18 protein-coding genes, 1 tRNA gene and 1 pseudogene are annotated in these 22,223 nt (G+C 66.2%); 5 read left to right on the forward strand and 15 right to left on the reverse strand.

The genetic code is table 11. From position 1 onward, the window contains the following. Positions 1–15: 15 nt before the first annotated feature. Complete coding sequence (locus VF34_RS15125) at positions 16–924, reverse strand: amidohydrolase family protein (protein ID WP_196251045.1); 909 nt, start codon at positions 922–924, stop codon at positions 16–18. Beyond that, complete coding sequence (locus tag VF34_RS15130) at positions 911–1,597, reverse strand: dienelactone hydrolase family protein (RefSeq protein WP_231578227.1); 687 nt, start codon at positions 1,595–1,597, stop codon at positions 911–913. Before VF34_RS15130 ends, VF34_RS15125 begins: the two co-directional genes overlap by 14 nt. Before the next feature lie 106 nt (positions 1,598–1,703). Here VF34_RS15130 and VF34_RS15135 point away from each other — a divergent pair, with 106 nt between their 5' ends. Beyond that, positions 1,704–2,681 (forward strand): NADPH:quinone oxidoreductase family protein, encoded by a 978-nt coding sequence (locus VF34_RS15135; protein ID WP_045841611.1) that lies wholly within the window; start codon positions 1,704–1,706, stop codon positions 2,679–2,681. A 21-nt stretch (positions 2,682–2,702) separates the two neighbouring features. Here VF34_RS15135 and VF34_RS15140 read toward each other — a convergent pair whose 3' ends face one another. Beyond that, positions 2,703–4,058, reverse strand: coding sequence for an ABC1 kinase family protein (locus VF34_RS15140; protein WP_045841612.1), 1,356 nt, complete (start codon positions 4,056–4,058; stop codon positions 2,703–2,705). Then, positions 4,055–4,618 carry a TetR/AcrR family transcriptional regulator gene (locus VF34_RS15145; RefSeq protein ID WP_045841613.1) on the reverse strand — a complete coding sequence of 188 codons (564 nt, stop codon included), beginning with the start codon at positions 4,616–4,618 and terminating at the stop codon, positions 4,055–4,057. Before VF34_RS15145 ends, VF34_RS15140 begins: the two co-directional genes overlap by 4 nt. Positions 4,619–4,721: 103 nt before the next feature. Between VF34_RS15145 and VF34_RS15150 the strand changes: the two genes are divergently transcribed. Then, entirely contained in the window at positions 4,722–5,339 is a 618-nt protein-coding gene (locus VF34_RS15150) for a DUF998 domain-containing protein (RefSeq protein WP_197077472.1), read from the forward strand. Here VF34_RS15150 and VF34_RS15155 read toward each other — a convergent pair. Then, the gene (locus tag VF34_RS15155) at positions 5,322–6,101 is read right to left on the reverse strand and encodes an enoyl-CoA hydratase/isomerase family protein (RefSeq protein WP_045841615.1); all 780 of its coding nucleotides are present in this window, start codon (positions 6,099–6,101) and stop codon (positions 5,322–5,324) included. The genes VF34_RS15150 and VF34_RS15155 overlap by 18 nt on opposite strands. Before the next feature lie 72 nt (positions 6,102–6,173). Between VF34_RS15155 and VF34_RS15160 the strand changes: the two genes are divergently transcribed. Beyond that, positions 6,174–6,247, forward strand: a tRNA-Met gene (locus VF34_RS15160). Between the two features lie 72 nt (positions 6,248–6,319). On the opposite strand, the gene VF34_RS15165 is transcribed toward VF34_RS15160, so the two are convergent. From VF34_RS15165 to VF34_RS15185, 5 genes are all read right to left on the reverse strand, one after another. Next, entirely contained in the window at positions 6,320–6,958 is a 639-nt protein-coding gene (locus tag VF34_RS15165; protein WP_027495199.1) for an LON peptidase substrate-binding domain-containing protein, read from the reverse strand. Next, positions 6,955–7,884: an alpha/beta fold hydrolase gene (locus VF34_RS15170; protein WP_027495200.1), complete on the reverse strand. Its 930-nt coding sequence runs from the start codon at positions 7,882–7,884 to the stop codon at positions 6,955–6,957. The genes VF34_RS15165 and VF34_RS15170 overlap by 4 nt, the downstream gene beginning before the upstream one ends. 111 nt (positions 7,885–7,995) lie before the next feature. Further along, a complete protein-coding gene (locus VF34_RS15175) occupies positions 7,996–10,596 on the reverse strand; it encodes an alpha/beta fold hydrolase (protein ID WP_231578228.1) in 2,601 nt (866 codons plus the stop codon). A gap of 182 nt (positions 10,597–10,778) precedes the next feature. Continuing rightward, positions 10,779–13,301 (reverse strand): ABC transporter permease, encoded by a 2,523-nt coding sequence (locus tag VF34_RS15180; protein WP_045841730.1) that lies wholly within the window; start codon positions 13,299–13,301, stop codon positions 10,779–10,781. Positions 13,302–13,369: 68 nt separating this feature from the next. Then, complete coding sequence (locus VF34_RS15185) at positions 13,370–14,104, reverse strand: ABC transporter ATP-binding protein (RefSeq protein ID WP_032367760.1); 735 nt, start codon at positions 14,102–14,104, stop codon at positions 13,370–13,372. A gap of 75 nt (positions 14,105–14,179) precedes the next feature. Between VF34_RS15185 and VF34_RS15190 the strand changes: the two genes are divergently transcribed. Beyond that, positions 14,180–14,944 (forward strand): deoxyribonuclease IV, encoded by a 765-nt coding sequence (locus tag VF34_RS15190; RefSeq protein WP_027495204.1) that lies wholly within the window; start codon positions 14,180–14,182, stop codon positions 14,942–14,944. A gap of 12 nt (positions 14,945–14,956) precedes the next feature. Here the strand turns inward: VF34_RS15190 and VF34_RS24380 are convergent, their stop codons facing one another. The 5 genes and pseudogenes from VF34_RS24380 to VF34_RS15215 all read right to left on the reverse strand — a co-directional run bounded on the left by VF34_RS24380 (position 14,957) and on the right by VF34_RS15215 (position 19,567). Next, a complete protein-coding gene (locus VF34_RS24380) occupies positions 14,957–15,652 on the reverse strand; it encodes a condensation domain-containing protein (RefSeq protein ID WP_155288737.1) in 696 nt (231 codons plus the stop codon). A 56-nt stretch (positions 15,653–15,708) separates the two neighbouring features. Continuing rightward, on the reverse strand, positions 15,709–16,233 hold the full coding sequence (locus VF34_RS15200; RefSeq protein WP_045841731.1) for a DUF309 domain-containing protein: 525 nt from the start codon (positions 16,231–16,233) through the stop codon (positions 15,709–15,711). 54 nt (positions 16,234–16,287) lie between these two features. Continuing rightward, on the reverse strand, positions 16,288–17,520 hold the full coding sequence (locus tag VF34_RS15205) for a multidrug effflux MFS transporter (RefSeq protein WP_082079201.1): 1,233 nt from the start codon (positions 17,518–17,520) through the stop codon (positions 16,288–16,290). A gap of 99 nt (positions 17,521–17,619) precedes the next feature. Next, positions 17,620–18,572, reverse strand: a pseudogene (locus VF34_RS15210) (aldo/keto reductase). A gap of 50 nt (positions 18,573–18,622) precedes the next feature. Then, positions 18,623–19,567, reverse strand: a complete 945-nt coding sequence (locus tag VF34_RS15215) for a DNA-3-methyladenine glycosylase family protein (RefSeq protein ID WP_045841617.1) — start codon at positions 19,565–19,567, stop codon at positions 18,623–18,625. A 106-nt stretch (positions 19,568–19,673) separates the two neighbouring features. Here VF34_RS15215 and VF34_RS15220 point away from each other — a divergent pair, with 106 nt between their 5' ends. Then, positions 19,674–22,145 carry a LuxR C-terminal-related transcriptional regulator gene (locus VF34_RS15220; protein WP_082079202.1) on the forward strand — a complete coding sequence of 824 codons (2,472 nt, stop codon included), beginning with the start codon at positions 19,674–19,676 and terminating at the stop codon, positions 22,143–22,145. Positions 22,146–22,223: the final 78 nt, after the last annotated feature.

Below are 22,223 nucleotides of genomic sequence, written 5' to 3' on the forward strand. Positions count from 1 at the left end.
ACCCGCGAACGGGACTCAGCCGAACAGGGCCGCGCCGTTGCTCCAGCACACGGCGCGGACCCACTCGTCACCGAGTCCGAGACGGCTCACCGCCTGCAGCGAGTCCAGGTAGGGGTACGGGATGTTCGGGAAGTCGCTCCCGAACAGAATGCGATCCTGTAGGTCCAACAGCCGCGGCATCTCGTGCCGGGGAAACGGCGCAGCGGCTTCGGAGAAATCCGTGAAGGCCATGGTGGTGTCCAGGCGTACGTTCTCGTATCGATCGGCCAGATCGAGAAAGTCGACGTACTCGGGCATGCCCATGTGCGCGACGATCAGCGGTAGCGTCGGAAACCGCTGCAGCAGAGCGGCGATCGGCTCGGGGCCGGTATACGAGCCGGGTGCCGGTCCGGAGCCGCAGTGGATGACCACCGGAATCTGCGCATCCGAAATGGTGCCCCAGACGCCGTCGAGCAGCGGGTCGTTGGGCGAGTAGTTCCCGACCTGGATGTGCGACTTGAAGATTCGGGTTCCGTTCGTCACCGCCTGCTCGACGTACTGCGTTGCTCCGTCCTCGGGATAGAACGTGGCAGTCTGCAGGCAATCGGGGGTGCGGGCCGCGAAGTCGGCACCCCAGGAGTTCAGCCAGGCCGCCATGGCAGGTTTGTGCGGGTAGATCATCGACGTGAATCGCCGCACGCCGAACCCTCGAATCACCTGCAGCCGTCGGTCTTCGGCGAAGCGGTACGAGATGGGCCAGGCGCTGCCCGTCAGCGGGCCTGCGCTGTCGAAGTAGCTCCATACCTTGTCCATCACGTTCTTCGGCATGAAGTGCGTGTGGACGTCGAACAGACCGGGCAACGCCAGCTCGGTCCAGAAGGCGACGATGCGTTCGGTCTCCGCCGCCAGTTCGGCGTCGGAGCGAGGGTGCTCAGCGTGCGACATGCGCGTCGAACCACTCGAGGGTCTTGGTCCACGCGTCGCCTGCGGCTGCGGCATCGAATACGGCAGGGCGGTCGTCGCAGTGGAAGCCGTGCTTGCCGTAAGGGTATCGGGTGATCTCGGTGCCGACCGGTGCCGTGGCGGTGATCTCCCGCAGTGTCTCGACGTCCTGGAACGGAATGCCCTCGTCCAGATCTCCGAAGAAACCGTGCCACGGTGTCTGGAGAGCGTCGCCTACCGAGGCCATCGCGGGATAACCGAAGCGGCCCTTCGTGATTCCGCCACCGTAGAACGTGGCGGCCGCACCGAGTTGCCGTCGAACCGCGGTGTGGAAGGCCACGGTCCCGCCCATGCAGAAGCCGACGATCGCGATGGACGAGGGCTCGAACCCCAGTTCGGCCAGCGCACTCGCCGCCGCGTCCACATCGGAGTCCACCTCGTCCGCCTCGAGTTTCCCGATGGCCGCCATGGCGGAATCCATGTCCGAATAGTCGAGCACGCTCACACCTTCCTGCCGGTGGAACAGATGCGGAGCCACGGCTACCCAGCCTGCGGCCGCGACCCGATTGCAGACGTCGACGATGTGGTCGGTGACCCCGAAGGCTTCTTGGATGACGATGACGCCGCCGCGGGCGGTGCCGTCGGGCGAGACGACGGTGAGGGGAGTGGTGTTCACCCCTCGATTGGAGCACATCACCACGAGTGGATGCCGGTAGCGGCGGTGAGTACGGCAGTTTTGTACCGTGGCAGGCAGGGAACGATCCCGACCGAGAGGACACTTCATGCGCGCGGTACAGATCTCCAGTCTCGACGGACCCGATTCGGTGACCGTTGCCGATATCGACGAACCCACCGCGCGTGATGGGTCGGTGGTCATCGAGGTCAGGGCCGCGGGCGTCGCGTTCCCCGACGCGTTGCTCACCCGTGGGCTGTACCAGTACAAGCCCGAGTTGCCGTTCGTTCCGGGCAGCGAGATCGCCGGCATCGTGCGGTCGGCTCCGGCCGATTCCGGCTTCTCGGCCGGAGACCGCGTGGCAGCGTTGACGGGGCTCAGCGACGGTATGGCAGAGGTCGCCGTCGTCTCGCCCGACACGGTGTTCGCGTTGCCCGAGTCCGTCTCGCTCACTGCGGGCGCGGGCTTGCTGTTCAACGATCTGACGGTGCACTTCGCGTTGCGCGAGCGCGGCCGCTTGGCGCAGGGCGAGACGGTGTTGGTGCACGGCGCGGCGGGCGGGATCGGAACCTCCGCTCTGCGAATGGCTCCGGTGCTCGGGGCAGCGCGGGTGATCGCAGTGGCGAGCTCGGAAGCAAAGGCAGACATCGCGCGAGCCGCCGGAGCCACCGACGTCGTACTGGTCGACGGCTGGAAGGACGCGGTCAAGGAGCTGACCGGCGGCCGTGGCGTCGACGTGGTCGTCGATCCGGTAGGCGGTGACCGGTTCACCGACAGCATCCGTTCGCTCGCGCCGTCGGGCCGAATCCTGGTGCTGGGCTTCACCGGTGGCGAGATCCCGACCGTCAAGGTCAACCGGTTGCTGCTGAACAACGTCGATGTCGTCGGCGTCGGCTGGGGTGCATGGTGGATGACGCGCCCCGGCTACCTGGCCACTCAGTGGGCCGAGATCGAGCCGCTGCTCGCGGACGGTTCGCTCGTGGCTCCCGAGCCGTCCGTCTTCCCCGTCTCCGACGCGGCAGCAGCGATCGCCTCGCTCGAAAACCGAACGGCAGCAGGGAAAGTGGTACTCGACTTCAGTATGTGATCGGGTGCGCGGGCTGCCGGATCACTCCGGCAGTTCGATGCCCCGTGCTTCGGACAGCGCAGCGATCTCGGCGGGAAAGACGTTCTTGAACACGAACGGGTCGGTGCCCAACGCCCAGTTCGGTGCGAGTTCGATGGCATACCTCTCGAAGTAGCCGAGCTGCTTGGCCACCAGGATCAGTTCCTCGGGGCTCGACGTCTTGTACTGCTTGCCCATGCCCACCAACGCCCGGATGAAGTCCGCCAGGCTGAAGTGGGCGAGGGTGGCCGAGAGCATCGGCGCGAACACCGACTGCAGAATCGCGCCGACTTCGGCGTCCGAACCCATTTGCGGGGCAACGATTCCCAGACGTTTGACGGTACTGGCGAGGCGGGTGAAGTCGCCGTCGATCACCGTGGCGTGGAAGAGGTCGAGCAACAACGCGCGCCACTGCTCGTCCACCTCGCCCATGACGCCGAAGTCCAGAAAGGCCACTCTGCCGTCGTCGAGCACCCAGACGTTTCCCGCGTGCACGTCGCCGTGGAACAGGCCGTGCAGTACCAGGGCCTCCATCCAGACCTTGGCGGCACGGCGAACGATCAGCTCCGATTGCTCACCGGGCCGGTACCGGTCCAGCGGAGAGCCGTGCATGCGTTCCATGCAGATCACGCGTCCACCGCAGTAGTCGAGAAACACCTCGGGTGCGGTGACGTGCTTGTTGTCGCCGAATGCCCCGATTGCACTGCGAAAGCTGTGCTGGCGCTTGGCTTCCACTGCGCTGTCGAGTTCTGCGAACGTCGCGGCGTGCAGGTCGACGATGATGGCCGACGCATTGGCCGTGGCGAAGAACGGAATGAACTTCTCGAGACCGCGCGCGATGAGATATGCGATTCGCAGGTCGATCTTCATGCGGTGGTAGATGCCTCGCCGCTGCACCTTCATGACCACTTCGCGGCCGTCATCGCGGCGCACGCACAGGTGTACCTGGGCGACCGACGCCGACGAGAGAGGTACGTCGTCGAACGAGGAGAACAACTCCTCGACGCTCCGGCCCAGGTCTGCCTCGATCACCGCGCGGGCCTGCGACCCGGGAAACGGCGGCACCTCGTCCAGGCATCGCAGACAGGTGTCGGCGAGGACCTTGGGAAACAGTCCGGGCGACGAACCCATCAGTTGCCCCACCTTGACGAAGGTGGGGCCGAGCACGAAGAACGCGTCGACGACGGCTTTGGAGGCGTGAACCGGCCAGCCGCGCCGCGGCGCACGAACCCAGCGGCCGACTGCGATGAACTGAAAGTACGTCAGCACCGATCCGATCACGATCAGTCGCAACAACTCTCGTATACCGAAGGTCTTCAGCTCGGGTGCCGGCTTCGGCGTCGTGTCGTCAGGTGTCATGCGTGCACCCCCGCCGACACGCGTGCGGCCGAGGCTTCGAGTCGGGCCAGCACTCGGTCGAATCGTGTGGCATCGTCGAAAGCCCGTGCCAGCACCAACGCCCCCTGGATTCCGGCGACGATCTCTTCGGCCAGTTCGGCCGCCGAGTCGCCGTGTCCGAGCCGCTGCAGCACCGGAGTGAGTGCCTCGATCCACTGAGTGAAATGCGCGGCGACACGGCTGGAGAAGGTGGCACGCTCGAGCCCGAGCGTGAACGCGCCGAACAAACACACCAGGCGATTGGACCGAAAATAGCGGGCGGTCTGCTCGAACATGTCGTGGGTCGTCGACGCCGCGTCGTCTCCGTGCCGCAGCGGCTCGAAGACGTTGTGGTGGAACCACAGCTCGACGTCGTCGAGGACTGCCTCGGCCATTTCCTGCTTTCCCCGCGGAAAGTAGTGGTACAGACTGCCTTTGCCGAGTCCGGTGCATCTGCTGATGACCGCGAGGGACGACCCGTCGAACCCGTGGTCGCGGAACACTCCTGCGAGTATCGGCACCACGTCGTGGCGATCGCTCATGAGCCGGTATTGTACCAATCGGTACAAGCCCGGTGCATCGGGGTGGCCGGGAGTGGAGCCTGCGGAATGACCCATCGGGTATCGGGCAGTGAATACTGCAGTGGTGAAGCGATCGACAGTTCTGGCCGCCGCGGCGTTCGTCGTCGGTGGGTGTACCTACCTCGCTGCCGAAGCGATTTCGGCGCGCGGCTGGACCGACCGACCGTACAGCTACGCGCGCAACAACATCAGTGACCTCGGGATTCCGGATATCTCACCGTGGCACCCGGTGATGAACACCGGCTTTGTGGTCGACGGCACGCTGTTCGTTCTTGCCGGCCTCGGATTGTCGGTGTTGTTCGAGGGTCGAGCGCGCTGGATCGTGCTGGGCACGTCGGTCGTGCACGGCGTCGGCAGCATCGTGGTCGGGCTCGCGCATGCTTCGGTCGACGGAGCATCGACTCCGCATGCGGCGGGCGCGGGTATGGCGATCATCGGTGGAAACCTGGTGCTCCTGGCTGCAGGCCGGTACGGCGGACGCGTCGGCGCACCTCGGTGGTACACAGCGGCCAGCGCCGTCGCCGGTGTCGTGGGGCTGGCCGGTTTCGCATTGTTTCTCGCCGATACCGGCATCCTCGGCGGTGGAGCGTTCGAGCGGATTTCCGTCTACACCATCATCGGATGGGAGATCGTCACCGGTGCAGCACTTCTCGCGCGGGCCCGGCTATCGAAAGCTCGGTGATTCCTTGGCGAGGAAGGCCCGTACGCCCTCTCGGCCGTCGGCCGACTCGAAGGCTTCCTCGAACACCGGCAGTGCGCGTCGTGCCGGTTCGTGTGGTGACTGCCCGAATGTGAGCGCGAGAGCTCGCTTGTTCGCGTGCACGGCCGAGCGGGACTTCGCGGCCAGCAGGTGTGCCAGGTCCAGTGCCATCGACAACGACCCACCGCGTGGAGCCACCCTGTTGATCAGACCCCATTCCAGAGCTGTCTCGGCAGAGATGGGCTCGCCGAGCAACACCAGTTCGGCTGCGCGCGACTGACCCACCCGCCGCAACGCACGCATGGTCCCGCCACTGCTGGGGACGAGCCCCAGATCGATCTCGGGCAAGCCGAGGCGGGCACCCGCGTCGGCAACCACGAGATCGCAGCACAGCGCCATCTCGAGCCCACCGCCCAGGGCGAACCCGTCGATCGCAGCGACCGTCGGGAGCGGTAGGTCGGCCAGTAATTCGAGGGTCGCGTTCTCGACATTGCTCTTGCGTTCGAGGACGTCGCCTGCCGCCTGCATCGCGGGCATTTCGGAGATGTCCGAACCGGCACTGAACACCCGGTCGCCGGTGAGCACGACGGCCCGGACGGAGGAGTTCTCGGCCAGCTCGCGAAGCATCGCCCGCAGACGTCGCGTCGCAGACTGGGTCAAGGCGTTCACCGGAGGGTTGCTCAGCGTGATCTGTGCGACCGTCTGGTGTGGAAAAGACAGGACGGGTGACGACTCGGTGGGCATGAAAGAACCGTAGAGCGTTGACCTGGCGATTGGGAGTCTGCCACGACGGCATGTACCGTGGGTATCACCCGACGCGGGGTGGAGCAGCTCGGTAGCTCGCTGGGCTCATAACCCAGAGGTCGCAGGTTCAAATCCTGTCCCCGCTACTACGAAGATCAGGTCCGGCACCGATGGTGCCGGGCCTGATTTCTTTTCTGGGTTCGCCGGACTGGCTCCGGTCAGGGCTGAAGTCTGAATTGCACGACGGCCGTGACGTTTTCGATCGCGTCGTCGAGTGCCTTCAAGCGCGACGGGGCGTCCGGTGCCGACAGGATGTCGAGTCGGTCGGACTGGCCCATCGGGATCAACGAGGCCAGTGACCAGATCTTCTCGGCGGCCGAAATCGGGAGGCTCAGAAAATCCGGAACGCCCGGCGTCACGATGTCCCCGGAGGATTCGAGCCGACCGATCAGCTCGTACAGATCCTCGACCTTGGCCCAGGTGGCGGCGAATTGCGTGTCGGCGATGACGGCATCGACGTCTGCGTCGGGCCACGCGCGGACGTCGGCCAGTGGGTAGGGGTCGTCCGGGAGCCACGCGTCGATACGGATCCGTTCGCCGCCGACGCACTCGAGCAGATACCTGCCGTCTCCGATGGCCTCGTGACCGATGATGTGGGCGATCGTCGCCACATCGTGTCGGACGTCGCCACCGCCTGCTTCGTGCCCCCGGGCAATGAGAACGACGCCGAAACGGGGATCGTCCATCTTCAGACAGTCCTGTACCAGTGCCTGGTATCGCGGCTCGAAGATGTGCAACGGGAGACGTTCGCCCGGTAGCAACACGCTGCCGAGCGGGAACATCGGGATGACGCTCACGGGCGCTGGAGCGGCATGGCTGCCGGGGTGATCTCCGTCGGCGCGCTGTGGTCCGCGTCGCTCGAGTCGGTGTGGTTGGCGGCCAAGAACTCGTCCAGTAGCCGGAAGAAGAAGTCCGGCTCGTCGAGCTGCGGGAAGTGGCCGGCGTCGGGAAAGATCTCGACGCGACTGTTGGGTACCTCGCGTCGGATGTTGTCCGCATGCTTGGCGGGAATCATGCGGTCCTTGCCGCCCCAGATCAGCAGCGAGGGAATGGACTCGAACTTCTCGAAATGCTGCTTGGCGCTGACGGTTTGGCCGCGAGGACCCACGACGGCCCGCGTCGACGCCAGAAATGCCTCCCGCGTCGACCGGTCTGCGACCGATCGGAACGAGCGCCAGGTCTCGGCCATGCTGGGGCCGGGCTCTACCGGAACCCCCCACTTGCCCAGTCGAGCCAGCACTCCTTCGGTGTTCCTGCGGAACCAATCCGAGGCCAACATCGGAAGCACCAGTTCGCTGCCGGGTAGCGTCGCGGCCTTGAGTAGCAGGCTGACCTCCGGGCCGAGTCCACCGCTGCTGACCAGCACGAGGCGATCGACCCGTTCGGGAAAGAGGTACGTCATCTGCATGACGATGCCGCCGCCGAGCGAGTGGCCGACCAGTGGTGCCGAGTCGATGTTCAGGTACTCCATCAGGTCGCGGATGGTGGCCGCGTGCGAACTGAGCGAATAGTCGCCGGACGGTTTGTCGGAGTCACCGTGCCCGAACAGGTCGGGTGCGATCACCCGATACCGGTCCGACAGTCGCTCGATCTGCGGGCCCCAGGACTTGTGCGATCCGAGCAGCCCGTGGACGAGAATCACGGGCGGCCCGTCGCCGATATCGACGTACCGCAAGACGTCCTTGTGTAGTTCCACCGACTGCAGTTCGTACGATGCGCTCATGGTCGACCTCCCTGTCTCGGTTCGGGCCGGTGGCTCGGCTGATTAGCCGTCCGGCACAAACGTACAAGCTGTGCCGCCACCGCGACAGGCCGTCGCGGGTGATATTCCCAGTCAGCGCGCGTTGTCGACGGTGCCGTCGATGATGTCGGCCAGTTCCTTCGCCATCGGTCCGCGCAACATGTTCGCGTGGTGGCCGGTGATATCGACGAATGTCAGCTCGCCGTGAGCGACTGCTCGCCACGACCGGAGGTCCTTGACGTTCTCGGTGGTGCGAACCACAGTCATCGACCCCGACCACGGAGTCGGCACATGCTTGTTCAACGCCACGTACCCGATGCTGGCGAACACCAACCATTCCATGGTCGTCGGATACTGCAGCAGCCCAGCGAATTGCATACGCAGCCACAGCGCGGCCGTACCGACACGGCCCAGATGGAAGCCGGCGTCTTCTCTGGTCGGTGCGGGCGGCGCTGCCGGGACAGACGTACCCCCGGGAAGCCGGTCCAGGAGATGACGGAACAGCCGGGTGTCGAGAAGTAGCAGATGCGGGGTACCGACGCCGGAATCTCTGATCTCCTCTGCCATCGCGATGGCGATCCAGCCGCCGAGCGAGTGGCCGACAAGATGGAACGGGCCGTCGGGGGCCACCGTGCGGATCGCGTCGACATACCGTGCCGCAGTGGCTCTGATGGTCCGGTCCGGTCGCCCGCGTGTGCCTCGGCCGTGTGCCTGCAGGGCATAGACGGGACGGTCGGCGTCGAGGTGCTTGACCAGATCGAGAAACGCCATCGCGCCCACGCCGGCACCACCGATCAGGAAGATCGGAGCTCCGGTACCCCCGGTGCGCAGCGGGACCAGAACGTCGTGGACACCGGACGAGCGCCGACGTGCGGCGGCGGTGTCGCGAAGCCGAGCGTCGACGGTGGTCGCCAGCGTTCGCACGGTGGTCGACGCGAACACGTCCTGCGGATCGAGTTCGATCTTCAGGTTCTCGCGCAAGTGGGCGAGCATCGCCGTCATGGTCAGCGAGTTGCCACCGAGTTCGAGGAAATCCTCGTCCCGCCCGATGGCGTCCAGTCCGAGTGCAGTGCGAGCGGCCTCCGCGACGATGTATTCGGTGGGGCCGACCGCGGTGCGTTCGACGCGTCGGTCGGACGGCTCGGGCAGTGCTCTGCGGTCGATCTTGCCGCGTTCGTTGCGGGGCATGGCGTCGAGCGCAACGATGTGGGTGGGCACCATCCATTCCGGCAGGGTTCGGCGCAGGGCGGCCCTGATGTCGGCCTGGCTCGCCCGGACGGCCCGGTCGGAGCAGATGTACGCGACGAGGTCGGTATCGGCGCCGGATCTCCTACCGATCACCACGGCATCGTCGATGTTCGTCAGCGCGCGCAGTGCTGCCTCCACCTCGGCCGGTTCGACGAGGTAGCCGCGTACCTTGACTGCGTCGTCGATGCGCCCGGCGAGCTGCAATGTTCCGTCCTGATCGAACCGGCCCAGGTCGCCGGTGCGATAGCGGAACAGGCCGTCGCCGAGGGCAGCGAATTTCTCCGAGTCCACGCCGACATCCTCGAGATAGCCGTCGGCCAGGCACGCCGACGTGACGCGCACCTCGCCGATGACGTCGGGTTCGCACGGGGAGCCGTCGGCAGCAACGACCTCGACGAGCTTTCCTGCGACGGGAGTGCCCGCGGGCAGAAAGCCGGACGGTAGCGCACGGTCGAGGGGGTACTCGCTGAACGCGACGGCCCCGGCCTCGGTGGTCGCGTACCAATTGACGAGTGTGGCGCGGTTGTCGGAAGCCAGGCGGAAGCGGCGCGCGTCGTCGGCGTGCAGTGATTCCCCGTAGGTGGTGACGACGCGCAGCGTGGGTACGGTGACCTGGCCCGCGACGGCGCGCAGCAGCGACGACGAGCAGTGCAACGTGGTCAGCGAGTGCTCCGATACCCACTCTGCGATGCTGCCGACCGTGCCGGATCGAGGGTCACGGCAATGAACGGTGGCACCGCTGAGCAGCCCGGCGAACAGAGTGTTCAGGCCCGCGCCGAAACTGACGGGAAGGGCATCGCCGACGCGATCGTGGGTGCCCAACCCCAGCGCGGTCGACACCTCGTACGCCTTGGTCAGGCACATGCGATGACTGAGTACGACGCCTTTGGGCGTACCGGTGGATCCGGACGTGTAGTTGATCACCGCGGTGTGGCCGCCCGAGACCGTCGGCAGCGGTACGCAGGAATCGACCGCTGCGTCGACGGTCGCCGAATCGAGGGTCGAGGCCTTGGCCTGTTCGACGATGCGGTCGCGGCGCTCGTGGGGGAGTTGCGGATCCAGCGGAACCAATGGATGGCCTGCGGCGATGACGGCCAGCATCAGCACGATCGAGTCGACCGACGCGTCCGCCTCGACGGCGACGGGCCGGTGATCGGACGGGCGCAGGGCAGCGATCTTGCGTGCCTGCGAATACACGCGATGCAGCAGCTCGTCGAAGGTCAGTGACGTCCCCGCCGCGTGCAACGCTGCAGCGTCCGGCATGGCGTGCGCTACCTCGCGGTAGCGAGCCATCAGCGTGTCGCGGCCGTCGGGACGACACAGCGGGGCGAGCGCGGATCGCGTCGGCACAGCTCGACTCGACACGGGTCCCGTCGGCTCAGATCGGGTCGACACGGATCCCGTCGGCACAGCTCGGGTCGGCGCGTAGGCGTCCTGAATCGTCATGATTCTCCTTGCACGAGCCCGACCCGCGAGGTAAAGGTTCGTTTGCGGTACACAAACCTACTTGAAGACTGTTTTACCACCCCTAAAGTAGACGCGGGCCGTCTTTCCGCGCAAGCCGAAAACCGGACATTTCGTAACGAACGGGTGTCGTTACGAAATGCCCGGTGTCGGGGCGACCCAGATCAGAGGTCGGCTATCGCCTCCAGCGGTTTGGTGCGCGCGGCCCGAACGGCAGGCCACAGAGCAGCCAGCACTCCGACGACCGCGGACCCGAGAAGCATCGCGACGACCTGCCCCCAGGGCACCGTCATGGCACCCAGGCCCTCGTCGCGCAGGGTCTGGACGAAGCCCCACCCGAAGGCGATGCCGAGGGCGACGCCGACGATGGCACCGAACAGGGCGATGAGCAGCGACTCGAGGTAGATGATGCGCCGCACCTGCGGTCGCTGCATTCCTATCGCCCTGAGCATGCCGATCTCGCGTCGACGTTCGACGACCGACAGCGCGAGGGTGTTGACGATGCCCAGCACCGCGATGACCACGGCCAGGGCGAGAAGTCCGTACAGCACCGCGAGCAGTGTGTCGATCTGCTGGCCTTGGCTGCCCTTGAACTCTTCGACGTCCTGTACCTGCACCACCACGGACGGTTTGGTCGCGGCTTCGAGGTCGGTGCGCAGCGTACCGAGATCGGTTCCGGGCGCGGCCTTGACCAGGACCAGCAGATCCGACCGCGTGATGGACGGCGTCACCTTCTCGTAGATGTCGCCCGAGACGATCCAACTGCCGATCAGTGGGTTGTCGGTGAACACACCGGTGACGGTGACGGGAACCGAAGCTCCGTCGACGGAGTCGAACACGACCTGGGTGCCGATGTCCCAGCCCTTGGTGGACGCTTCGGTCTCGGACACCGAGAAGCCGTTGCTCTCGAGGTCTGCGGTGCCCCGAACCATGGACAGGTCGAGCAGTCCTTCCGGTGAGCCGTCGATGGCAGCGCCGAATTCTTCTTCTCCGGCGATCGTGACGAACACCGGATGCAGCACAGCGGTTCGTTCCACCCCGTCGACCTGTTGTGCGGCCGCCGTGGCTCCGGCCGGGACACCGATCGACTGTGGACCGGACAGGATGTAGTCGGCTTCGACGCCGGTGTCGACGAGCGAATCGACACTCGCCTTCGCCGTCGACCCGAGTACCCCGATGACGGTGACGAGCATGAGGCCGAGCATCAACGCGAATGCGGTGGCTGCCGTGCGGCGCGGATTGCGCACCGAGTTGGTTCTGGCCAAGCGACCGATCGCACCGAACGGCCGGGTGAGGACGGCCCCGAGCGCTCCCACGACGGGCCGTGACAACGACGGTGCGGCCAGGGCCGTGGCCACGATCGCCGCCACCGCGCCGACGCCGACGGTTGCTGCGGCAGCGCCGCCGGTCGACTGAGCGCCGATGACTATCGCTGCCGCTCCGGCAATACCCAGTCCGACGCCGACGAACGTCCGGGTTCGCAGGGTGTCGCCGGCGGACGCGAATTCCTCGCGCATTGCGGCCACCGGTGGAATCTTGGCTGCTCGCCGCGCCGGTGCGTAGGCGCTGAGGACGGTGACGATGATGCCCACCGCGAAGGCGACGACGACGGTGCGTGGTTCGAGGGCGAGTGGGCCCGACGGCAACCCGAGGTCGAAGGCATTGAGCAGAGCGCGCAATCCGTACGCCAGTCCGACGCCGCCGGCGAAGCCCAGCACACTTCCGATGACGCCGACGACGACCGCTTCGAGTACGACCGAGCGACTGACCTGCCCGCGGCTGGCTCCGATGGCGCGAAGCAGCGCCAGTTCGCGTACCCGCTGAGCGACGATCATCGAGAACGTGTTGTAGATGATGAACGTGCCGACGAGCAGTGCAATAGCGCCGAACGCGAGGAGGAAGTACGTGATGAACGACAGTGCCGACTCGACCTCGGCCTTGGTTTCGGCCTGGACGTCGGCAGCGGTCTGCACTTTCAGATCCGGGAACGCGGCGGCGATCTCGTCCCTGAGGTCGCTCTGCGTCTTATCCTGTGCCGCGAGATCGTTGCCCGCGACGTCGATGTACTGCACGTGCGCACCGTCGGTGAACAACTCGTTCGCCTGGCTCTGCACAAACTGAATCCCGATGAAACCACCGGATTCTGTTGCAGTGGAATAGATTCCGGAGACCGTGATGTCGGTGATTCCCTTGGATGGCACGAGTACCTGGGTCGCGTCGCCCACCTTCAGGCCCGCTCGATCGGCGCCACCTGCGTTGATCGCGACCTGGCCGGGCGCGGTAGGGGCCGAGCCGGAGACGAATGTCGCCGGATCGCCGAGCCGCTGCTCGTCCGGCAGGTAGGACTCACCGATCGTCGGTGCTCCGCCGGATTGCACTGCGGCACCGTCTTTACCCAGCAGAACGAGTTGTCCTCCTACATACGGAGAGACAGCACGCACGCCGGGAAGCGCCGAGATGGCGGCGATGTCCTCGTTGGGTACTCCGCTCGATCGCGCATCCTCGGGGGCGACTCGAACGTCGGCTCCCTGTGCGGTGTCGGCGAACAGTGACGAGAACGTGCGCTGCAGCGTGTCGGTGAAGACGAACGAGCCTGCGACGAAAGCGGTTCCGAGTACGACGGACAGAACCGTCAGTGCCAGCCGAACCTTGTGGGCGGCAAGGTTTCGCAGCGACACCTTGCGCATGGGGTTGCCCGACGCGGCCCGCGTCGGGGCCTTGTCGGGATTCGATTTCTTGGCGACCGAGTGCGACATCAGTGGACCGTTTCCAGCTTCTTCATGCGCTCGAGGACGGCGTCGGCGGTGGGCGACGCCAGTTGATCGATGACAGCTCCGTCGGCCAGGAACACGACGCGGTCGGCGTAACTGGCCGCTCGTGGGTCGTGGGTGACGATGACGACGGTCTGATCGAATTCGTCTGCGGCCGTGCGCAGAATCGACAGCACCTCACCGGACGAACGAGAGTCCAGGTTGCCCGTCGGCTCGTCGCCGAACACGATGTCGGGTCGACCGGCCAGTGCACGAGCGCACGCCACGCGCTGTTGCTGCCCACCCGAGAGTTCGCTCGGGCGATGGCCCAGGCGGTCGCGCAGTCCCAGTCGGTCGACGACGGTATCGAGCCAGCCCTGATCCGGGGTGCGTCCGGCGATGTCGAGCGGCAGAGTGATGTTCTCGAGCGCGGTCAGGGTGGGCACCAAATTGAAGGCCTGGAACACGAAACCGATTCGGTCCCTTCGTAACCCGGTCATCTCCTTGTCGGACAGCGCCGTCAGCTCGGTGTCACCGATCGTGACCGTGCCCGAGGACGCGGTGTCCAACCCGGCCAGGCAATGCATCAGTGTGGATTTGCCCGAGCCGGACGGGCCCATGATGGCGGTGAATTCTCCGCGGGCGAACTCGACGTTCACCCCGGACAGTGCGTGCACCTGGGTGTCGCCAGAACCGTAGACCTTCGATACGTCGACCGCACGTGCGGCAATGTCGCTCATGGGTGCCAGTGTTTCAGTGTTCGGGCCCGGTCGCTATCAGGGGAGACCCTGAACTCGACCCCTATGATGGGCGTCATGCGCATCGGAGCACATGTCCGCGACAGCAGCGACCCTCTGGGCACGGCCGAGACGCTCGGCGTCGACCTGGTCCAGATGTTTCTGACGGATCCGCAGAAGTGGAACAAGCTCACCCCGCACCCCCAAGGTGAGGCTCTGTTGACCGGAGACGTCGATGTGGTGGTGCACTCGTCCTATGTTCTGAACGTGGCGAGCCTGAACAATCGCATCCGAATCCCGTCCCGCAAAGCGGTCGTCGAACAGGCCGCAGCAGCTGCCGAGATCGGTGCGATCGGTTTGGTGGTGCACGGCGGTCACGTCCGAGAGGGCGAGGACACCGCCAAGGGAATCGACAACTGGCGCAAGCTGTTCGAGCGTCAGGCCGAGCAGGGTGGTTTCGGCGTACCGATCTTCGTCGAGAACACTGCCGGCGGTGACTCGGCGATGGCGAGGCGCTTCGACGACATCGCGCGGTTGTGGGACGCCATCGGGGAGTTCGGTGCCGGTTTCTGTCTCGACACCTGTCATGCGTGGGCCGGCGGCGAAGACCTGATCGACGTGGTCGATCGCATCAAGGCGATCACCGGACGAATCGACCTGGTGCATCTGAACAATTCGCGCGACGAGTTCGACTCTGCCCGCGACCGGCACGCGAACCTGGGCACCGGAACGATCGACGCGGACATTCTGACGGCCGTCGCGCTCGCCGCCGATGCACCGGTGATCCTCGAAACCCCGGCAGAGGGAATCGACGACGACGTGAGGCTGCTGAAAAGCCTGTAGCGAATCCGGCGGTTACGAGGGCGCTGCCGTCAGCTCGGTGGTCGCTGCGGCCCACAGCCGGACCAGTTCGTCCATTCCCTCGATGCCGGTGGACCAGGTGATTCGGGCCGACACGAGCCCTGATTCCGTCTCGCCGATCGCGATGTCGATGGCGTAGCCGCTGGGCTCGCCATGGCCGGCGTCGGCTTCGGATACATCGTGGCGGAACAGAATCTGCGCTCCCGGGCGGCAGGCCAGCGCCGGGTAGTTCCGGGTCAGCGGGTAGTCGCGGCCACCGTGAGGTGCCGAGTCCAGCCGTCTGCAGACGTCGTCGACGAGGTACGAGGCGCGGGCGGATTCGGTGAGGGCGTCGACCGGAACGGCGGGGAGCCGGACGGGATGGACGAATCCGGTGTCGTCGACGTCGATATCGACCAGGACGCCCGACGACGAGCCGCGGCGGTTGTCTCGCTGCCACGTGGACACCGCAGATCCGAGCGCGGCGAGCAGCCGAGCGTCGAGCCGGTGCGTGTTCGTGGGAACGGGCAGCGTGACCGTGGTGCGCTCACGGAGCGGAGACGGCGTGACCTGCAGCGGACGTTCGGCCGGGGTCAGGACAGCGACCCAATAGGGAACCTGTTCGGCGACCTCGGTGCAGAAGGTACGTCCGAGCTGAGCTGGGCTGATCGTCTCGCGATGGGCGAGTTTCAGCGGTGCGAACACGGTCACGCCGAGGAACCCCACTTCCGGTGAAGATTGTCCTAGCCTTACCTAATTCCCTCAGGCTAGCTCGAGTCCGGCCGGTGTGCCAGGACGCCCCCGTCCGATCCCGATTCCACCGCCCGGCGCAGTGCGGGAACGCCTGGTGAGGTCGGTAGCGTTCCCGTCTCCAGGTCCTCGAGCAGGTCCTCGGACCAGCCGAGCAGACCCGTCACGTCGATCCGGTGCGGGGGCTCGACCTCGTAACCGATCAGGCGGTCGTGTCCTTGGCGGAGCAACGAAGCGGCACCTACGCGGTTTCCTCGCATCAGGTGCGTCAATCCGACGGCCAGTTGCGCGAGGCCCTGCCAAAGCTCGCGTTCGTCCGGGACGCAGCTCTTCCACGTGCCCTCGAGTACCTCGTGGGCGTGAAACGGCATACGTGCGTCCAGGAATCGCTGCGCTTCGGTGAGGGCGGCGTCCGGTGGAAGACGGAGATCGTCGGGAACCCGGGGTGTTCCGGTACCGCCGCGGGCCAGCGGGCGGCCGAGGCCGTCGCGCGGCCGGGCGTTGAGGGGCTTGCCCTGCGGGTCGCGCTCGCGTTCGGCCATGGCGGTCACCCTAGTGGGGTGACCGCCATGGCCCACACGATGACGCGAGTGAGGTCACCGACGTGCGGACAGGACGGTCACCGACCCGAGTGCGATCAGCGCTGCCGCCGAGGTGGCGACCATCGTCGTCGAGACGGCGATCGCGTCGTTGCCCAGTGCACCGACGATCGGTGCGACGATCGCCCCGAGTCCGAACTGTGCGGCACCGAGTAGTGCAGCTGCGCCGCCTGCCGCTTCACCGTGGCGGGACAGCGCCAGCGCGGGCGCGTTGGGCATGACGAACCCGACGGCCCCGAGTACGAACCACAGCGGGACGACGAACCCAGCCATGCCGCCGACGTCGGTGACCGCCAGGACGACCATGATCGCGCCGGCGACGACGCCGAAGGACAGCGCCGACAGGACGATCTGCACCGGTGCGAAGCGTCCCAACAGCAGGACGTTGAGCTGGGATGCGCCGATCAGAGAGATCGCACCGGCCGCGAAGACGATGGCGAATTGTTGCTCGTCGAGGCCGAACTCCTCCTGCAGGACGAACGACGAACCGGCGACGTACGCGAAGAGCGCCGACATGGCCAGGGCAGCGACCATGACGAGGACGACGAACTGTGTGTCACGCAGCAGCGATCGGTAGGTCCACAGAACGGGCATGATGCCACTGGCTCGACGACGCTCGGGCGGCAGGGACTCGCGCAGCGACACGATTGCCAGCGTCATCAACGCCACGCCCATGATCGCCAACGCGGCGAACACGAGCCGCCAGGAACCGACGAGAAGTACCGCACCGCCGAGCGACGGTGCCAGCACCGGAGCGACGCCCATGACGAGCATCAGGCGAGACAGGACGGTCGCGGCGGCTCGCCCGCTGAACAGATCTCGGACGATGGCCATGGCGACCACGGCAGCAGCTGCGGCACCGAGGCCCTGAATCACACGCAGGCCGCCGAGTACGGCGATGTTGGGAGCAACGATGCAGGCGAGCGACGCCAGGATGTGCACTCCGGTGCCCACGATGAGGGGCAGTCGTCGGCCGACGATGTCCGACAGCGGCCCGATGACCAGTTGGCCGAGCGCGAGGCCGACCAACGTACCCGCGAGCGTGAGCTGCACTGCAGACGACGGGGTGTTCAGATCCTCGGCGATGGCAGGAAGTGCCGGCAGGTACATGTCGATGGTCAGTGGACCGAGGGCGATGAGCGCGCCGAGTACGAGGATCACCCGGAGGCGCTCGCGTGACGTCGGCTCGGTTGTGGGAGCCGACGTGCTGCTCTCGCGCGTGTCGGTCACCTGCGCGCTGGTTACGGATGTGTTCGATGCTGGGGCCACCCGAAGGTCAGCAGCGTAGGAGTTGATTCTGTTCCCGTTGCTGACTACAACTTTCGTGTCCTATGCCACCGCGTCGGACAGTCCGGTGAGTGTGTCCACCTCGTGGCTGGTCAGACGCAGTGTCGGCGCGTCGAGCAGAGCCGGTACCTGAGCGAGCGAGCTCGCGCTCGCGATCGGTGCGGTGATGCCCGGTCGAGCGAGCAACCAGGCGAGAGCCACACTCGACAACTCGGCCGAGCGGGAGTCGGCGATCTCCTGCAGGCCCTGCACCACAGCCAGGCCTGCGTCGGAGAAATAGCCCGTCGTCAGTCGCTCGCGCTGAGTACCGGCCAGATCCTCCCGGGTGCGGTACTTACCCGTCAGGAAGCCGGCGGCGAGGGAGAAATACGGAAACACCCCGAGGCCGTTGTCGACGGCGAGGGCTTGCAGTTCACCCTCGTAGTCGCGACGGGCAACGAGGTTGTAGTGCGGTTGCGCGGTTGCAGTGCGATCGGTGCCGCGAAACCGTTGTCTTTCGCCAGGCCCAGCCACTCGCGAACCCGCGCGGGGGAGTAGTTCGAGATGGCGACGTGGCGAACTTTGCCTGCCCGGACCAGGTCGTCGAACGCGGCCAGGGACTCGGCCAACGGCGTCTTGTCGTCGTCGTAGTGCGCGTAGTAGACGTCGATGTGATCGGTCTGCAGCCTGGCCAGGGAGGCGTCGGCCGCGGCCCGAATGTTGCCCGGTGCCAGACCGCGGAACTCGGGATGCTGGCTCACCTTGGTCGCGAGAACGACGTCGTCGCGGTTGCCACGGGCCGTCATCCACTTGCCGATGATCGTCTCGGATTCGCCGCCGGAGTTGCCGTCGGCGAAGGCAGAGTACGAATCGGCCGTGTCGACGAAATTGCCACCTCCCGCGGTGAACGCGTCCAGGATGTCGAAGGACGTGTCCTCGTCGCTGGTCCAGCCGAAGGTGTTCCCGCCGAGGGCAAGCGGAAAGATGTCCAGATCGGACGTACCGATAGCAACCACGAACTACTCCTTAGGTCGGCGAACAACTAGACTGTACGAGTAGGCCGGGATCAGTGCCAGGTGTGGTCCACCAGCGCGGTCCGTGGCCCGAATTTCGGCTTGGTCGCCTTGCCGCTGAGATACAGGAGCCGAATCGCGCGATGACGATGCGGTGCCAAGGGCTGCAGATACTCGACCATCTCCGCGTCGTCGATCGGTCTACCCAACAGCGACCACCCCACCACCGCGGCCAGGTGGTAGTCGCCCACCGACAACGCGTCGGGATCCCCCAGGGCGCGCTGCGCGGTCTCGGCCGCGGTCCAGATGCCGACACCCGGGATCGCGCGCAGCCTGCGTTGCGCATCCTCGGGCGTCATGTTCGACGCCTCCTCCAGCCGTCCGGCTGCGCGCGCGGCACGGACGATGGTCTTCGACCGAGCCGGGTCGACGTTGGCGCGGTGGTAGTCCCACGACGGGATGCGTCGCCACACGTCGGCGGTGGGAAACACGAACATCGTCTTCGGGGTCGGGCCCGGTGCGGGGTCGCCGAACTTGCTCACCAGGTACCGCCACGAGCCGAACGCCGAAATGCCGTGTACGCGTTGCTCGATGATCGCCGGTATCAGGGCCTCGAGCACCAGCCCGGTCCGGCCGAGGCGTAGGTGCGGAAGTTGTCTGTGTGCCTCGCGCAGAATCGGATGCTCGGGCGCGAAACTCGAGGCGTCGTCGTCCCGGCCGAGCAGAGCCGGGGCAACGTCGAGCAGTTCGTCGGCACCGGGCCCCCAGGCGCGCACCATGACGCTGCTCGGTGAGGCCTGCACCAATCGGTACGTGACCGGGCCGGAAATCATGCGCGACGTCCGCCACACGGCACCGTCCGGCGTGGACTCGTAGGTGGGATCGCCGCGGCCCCGACGCAGCGGTGACATGGACATTCGGATGTCGACGCGCTGCTCGAAGTCGACAAGGCGGGTGACGCCGTGATCGGTAGGGCCGGAGGAGGCGTTCTCGGTCATCGCTCGGGTCACCTCCGTCGCAGTCGTGGTCGGCCGGTTCAGTGTGTCCCTGCCAGGGCCATATTCAACACCCTTGCGCAGACACGGGTGAAAATATATTGGACGAATGCCCACATCACCGGATCGCGACGCAGTGCTGCGTGAGGGCCGCTCGTGTTTGTCCGCTTCGCCGGAGAACCGGCGGATCCTGGTGATCTCGGGTGCGCGAGGCATCGGCAAGTCCACGGTTGCCAACACCATCGCGGACGAGGCGACAGCGCTGGGTTTCCGGGTGGTGGATCTGCCGTGCCTCGCGTACTCCCCTGCGGCCGCGCTCGATCAGGGGCTGCTCGATGAGGGGCTGCTGGGTGATCTGGTGGCGGCCGACGTAGATGTGAAGCCGACGCTGCTGGTAATCGACGACCTGCATCTGTTGCCCGCGGGCTCGCGTGACCGACTCGCTCGTGCGGTGAAGGCGGCGGTACGTACCCCGCATGTCCGGTGTATCGCCACGACCGTCGACACCGTCCCGCCGCCGTTGTGGCGGGAGTTCGCCTTCCACCGTGTGCGACCGCTGCCCGACGACGCGGTGCGCGATCTGTTGAATGCTACGGAAACGGCAGCGGCGCAACGACAATCGATTATCGAGTTGTCGCAGGGAAACCCTCTCGTCGCGACCGAACTCGCTCGCGCTGCGCCGATCTGGCGCCGGGATCCATCCGTCGGCGGTGCGATGCTCGACCGCGCCCACCTCACCGATACGCTCGCCGACATCGGCGCGTTCGAGGTCGCCGGGCTCGACGAGGAGTCCAGGCGTCAAATTCTCGGCGATGCGGTGCGACACATCGTCTCTAGCGAGCACGGCAGCGACTCCGCGGCCGTCCACCCACATGGCGACACTGTCGCACAACTGTGGATTCTTGCCTCCTCGACCGCCGAGGAGCGCATCGCCGTTCACCTCGAATCCGCTGCCGACGGTCGGCTGACGCCCGACGAGCGTCTGGTGCATCGGGCACTCGCAGCCCGAGCGCCCGATGCGCACCTCGTCACTGCACTCGACGAGCGGGCGCACGACCTGGCGTCGCTGCAGCGCTACCGCCGGGCAGTGGCGTTGCTCTGCCGTGCAGCAGCGCTCGAATCCGATCGTGGACGCGCCCAGGCCCTCGAGGTGCGGGCGGCGTCCATAGCGGCATTCGCCGGCTTCGTCGATCTCGCGGTAGCGGTCTTGGACCGTATGCGGTCTGGACATCCCGATGCGGCCCTGTCCGAGACCGTTCCGGCCCGAGCCTTTGCCGTCGTGGCCCGGGGAGGCGACCCCCGTGCTGCGTTCGGCGTCGTCGTGCAGGCTCTCGATCGATTGCCGGATGCGGTCGCCCCTGACGTCGTCGATCAGTTGATCGGTTCGGTTCTGGCGTACAGCGCACTGAGCGGTGACAGCGAACTGGTTGCGCAGGCCCTGCAATGGGCGGTCAAATACGAACAGCATCTCGATCCGGTCAACGTGCTCGTCGCGCGGTCTCTCGGCGTCTCGGGTTCGAGAGTGCACGTGAGGGCACTCGAGAGCCCGGCGCTGATGGACGCGGTACGAGCCTCGCTGCGCACCGGAGACCCGTGGAAACCGGTACTGCTGCAGCTGGCGATGCCCACCTTGCTGTGGGATCCTAACGACAGTTGTCGGCTGTCGGACGTGGTGGACTCTGTCGCAGCTGGGTTTCCGGCCGCCGAGTCTCTGACCCGGCTGCGGCACCTCGCCGCACTCGCCGCTCGAGGACAGTTCTCTGCGTTCGTCGAGGCCGTCTCCTCGGGACTGCCGGATGGCCTCTTCGACGAGCAGGAGGGCCTGCTGAAATCCTCGGTGGCAGCTGTCGCTGGTGGCGAGAAGAGCTGTACTGCAGCCGAATCGGTGGCACTGGGCCGCTTCGACGTCGCCTACGAGCGGATGCGCCGCCGCGATCTCTCGGCGGAGCACTGTTCGATCACTCCGTACGGACCACTCGAAATACTGGACTACGTCGAATCCTGTGTACGGCTGCGGCGGTCGGACGAGGCGCGCACGTATCTCGACCGACTGCGCCGAACCCGGCCCGATTTCTGGGGAGCCCGCCACAGTGCACTGCTGACTGCAGCCGAAGCGATGCTGGCGGAGGCCGGAGCCGAGGCGCTCTTCGAGGCGAGTCTGCATGAACTACGCACCGCAGGATGGTATTTCGATGCGCCGCGGGTTGCGCTGGTCTACGGCGAGTGGCTGCGCCGCCACCACCGGGTGATCGAAAGCCGCGGTCGGTTGAGGTACGCCGCAGATTTGTTCGCAGAACTGGGTGCACGCACGTGGCTGCGCCGAGCCGAGGACGAATTACGGGCGGCAGGAGCCGGCCCGCGCCCGCGTGAGGGTGATGCGGGCTCGGGGTTGACCGGGCAGGAATTGCGCATCGCGTCTCTTGCTGCCGCCGGTCTGACCAACAAGGAGATCGGCGAACAGCTGTATCTCTCGGCTCGTACTGTCGGCGGTCATCTGTACCGAGTGTTTCCCAAATTGCAGATCACCACGCGGTCCGCGCTGCGGGACGCACTCCTTCGTTACGAGGGCGGTGGACGGTGAGTGAGCACGTACTCGCCGGCTCTGGTTCGATCTCCTTGTCGACGGCACAGGACGGACGGCCCTTGCAGAACAGGAGAT

The sequence above is a fragment of the Rhodococcus sp. PML026 genome (assembly GCF_000963615.1).
In the GTDB taxonomy this organism is placed as follows: domain Bacteria; phylum Actinomycetota; class Actinomycetes; order Mycobacteriales; family Mycobacteriaceae; genus Rhodococcoides; species Rhodococcoides fascians.

What these genes read in the sequence shown, in the direction of transcription:
- VF34_RS15125 (WP_196251045.1), bottom strand. Translation starts at nt 924, where the DNA reads ATGTCGCACGCTGAGCACCCTCGCTCCGACGCCGAACTGGCGGCGGAG.
- VF34_RS15135 (WP_045841611.1), top strand. Translation starts at nt 1,704, where the DNA reads ATGCGCGCGGTACAGATCTCCAGTCTCGACGGACCCGATTCGGTGACC.
- VF34_RS15140 (WP_045841612.1), bottom strand. Translation starts at nt 4,058, where the DNA reads ATGACACCTGACGACACGACGCCGAAGCCGGCACCCGAGCTGAAGACC.
- VF34_RS15145 (WP_045841613.1), bottom strand. Translation starts at nt 4,618, where the DNA reads ATGAGCGATCGCCACGACGTGGTGCCGATACTCGCAGGAGTGTTCCGC.
- VF34_RS15155 (WP_045841615.1), bottom strand. Translation starts at nt 6,101, where the DNA reads ATGCCCACCGAGTCGTCACCCGTCCTGTCTTTTCCACACCAGACGGTC.
- VF34_RS15170 (WP_027495200.1), bottom strand. Translation starts at nt 7,884, where the DNA reads ATGAGCGCATCGTACGAACTGCAGTCGGTGGAACTACACAAGGACGTC.
- VF34_RS15175 (WP_231578228.1), bottom strand. Translation starts at nt 10,596, where the DNA reads ATGACGATTCAGGACGCCTACGCGCCGACCCGAGCTGTGCCGACGGGA.
- VF34_RS15180 (WP_045841730.1), bottom strand. Translation starts at nt 13,301, where the DNA reads ATGCGCAAGGTGTCGCTGCGAAACCTTGCCGCCCACAAGGTTCGGCTG.
- VF34_RS15185 (WP_032367760.1), bottom strand. Translation starts at nt 14,104, where the DNA reads ATGAGCGACATTGCCGCACGTGCGGTCGACGTATCGAAGGTCTACGGT.
- VF34_RS15190 (WP_027495204.1), top strand. Translation starts at nt 14,180, where the DNA reads ATGCGCATCGGAGCACATGTCCGCGACAGCAGCGACCCTCTGGGCACG.
- VF34_RS15200 (WP_045841731.1), bottom strand. Translation starts at nt 16,233, where the DNA reads ATGGCCGAACGCGAGCGCGACCCGCAGGGCAAGCCCCTCAACGCCCGG.
- VF34_RS15215 (WP_045841617.1), bottom strand. Translation starts at nt 19,567, where the DNA reads ATGACCGAGAACGCCTCCTCCGGCCCTACCGATCACGGCGTCACCCGC.
- VF34_RS15220 (WP_082079202.1), top strand. Translation starts at nt 19,674, where the DNA reads ATGCCCACATCACCGGATCGCGACGCAGTGCTGCGTGAGGGCCGCTCG.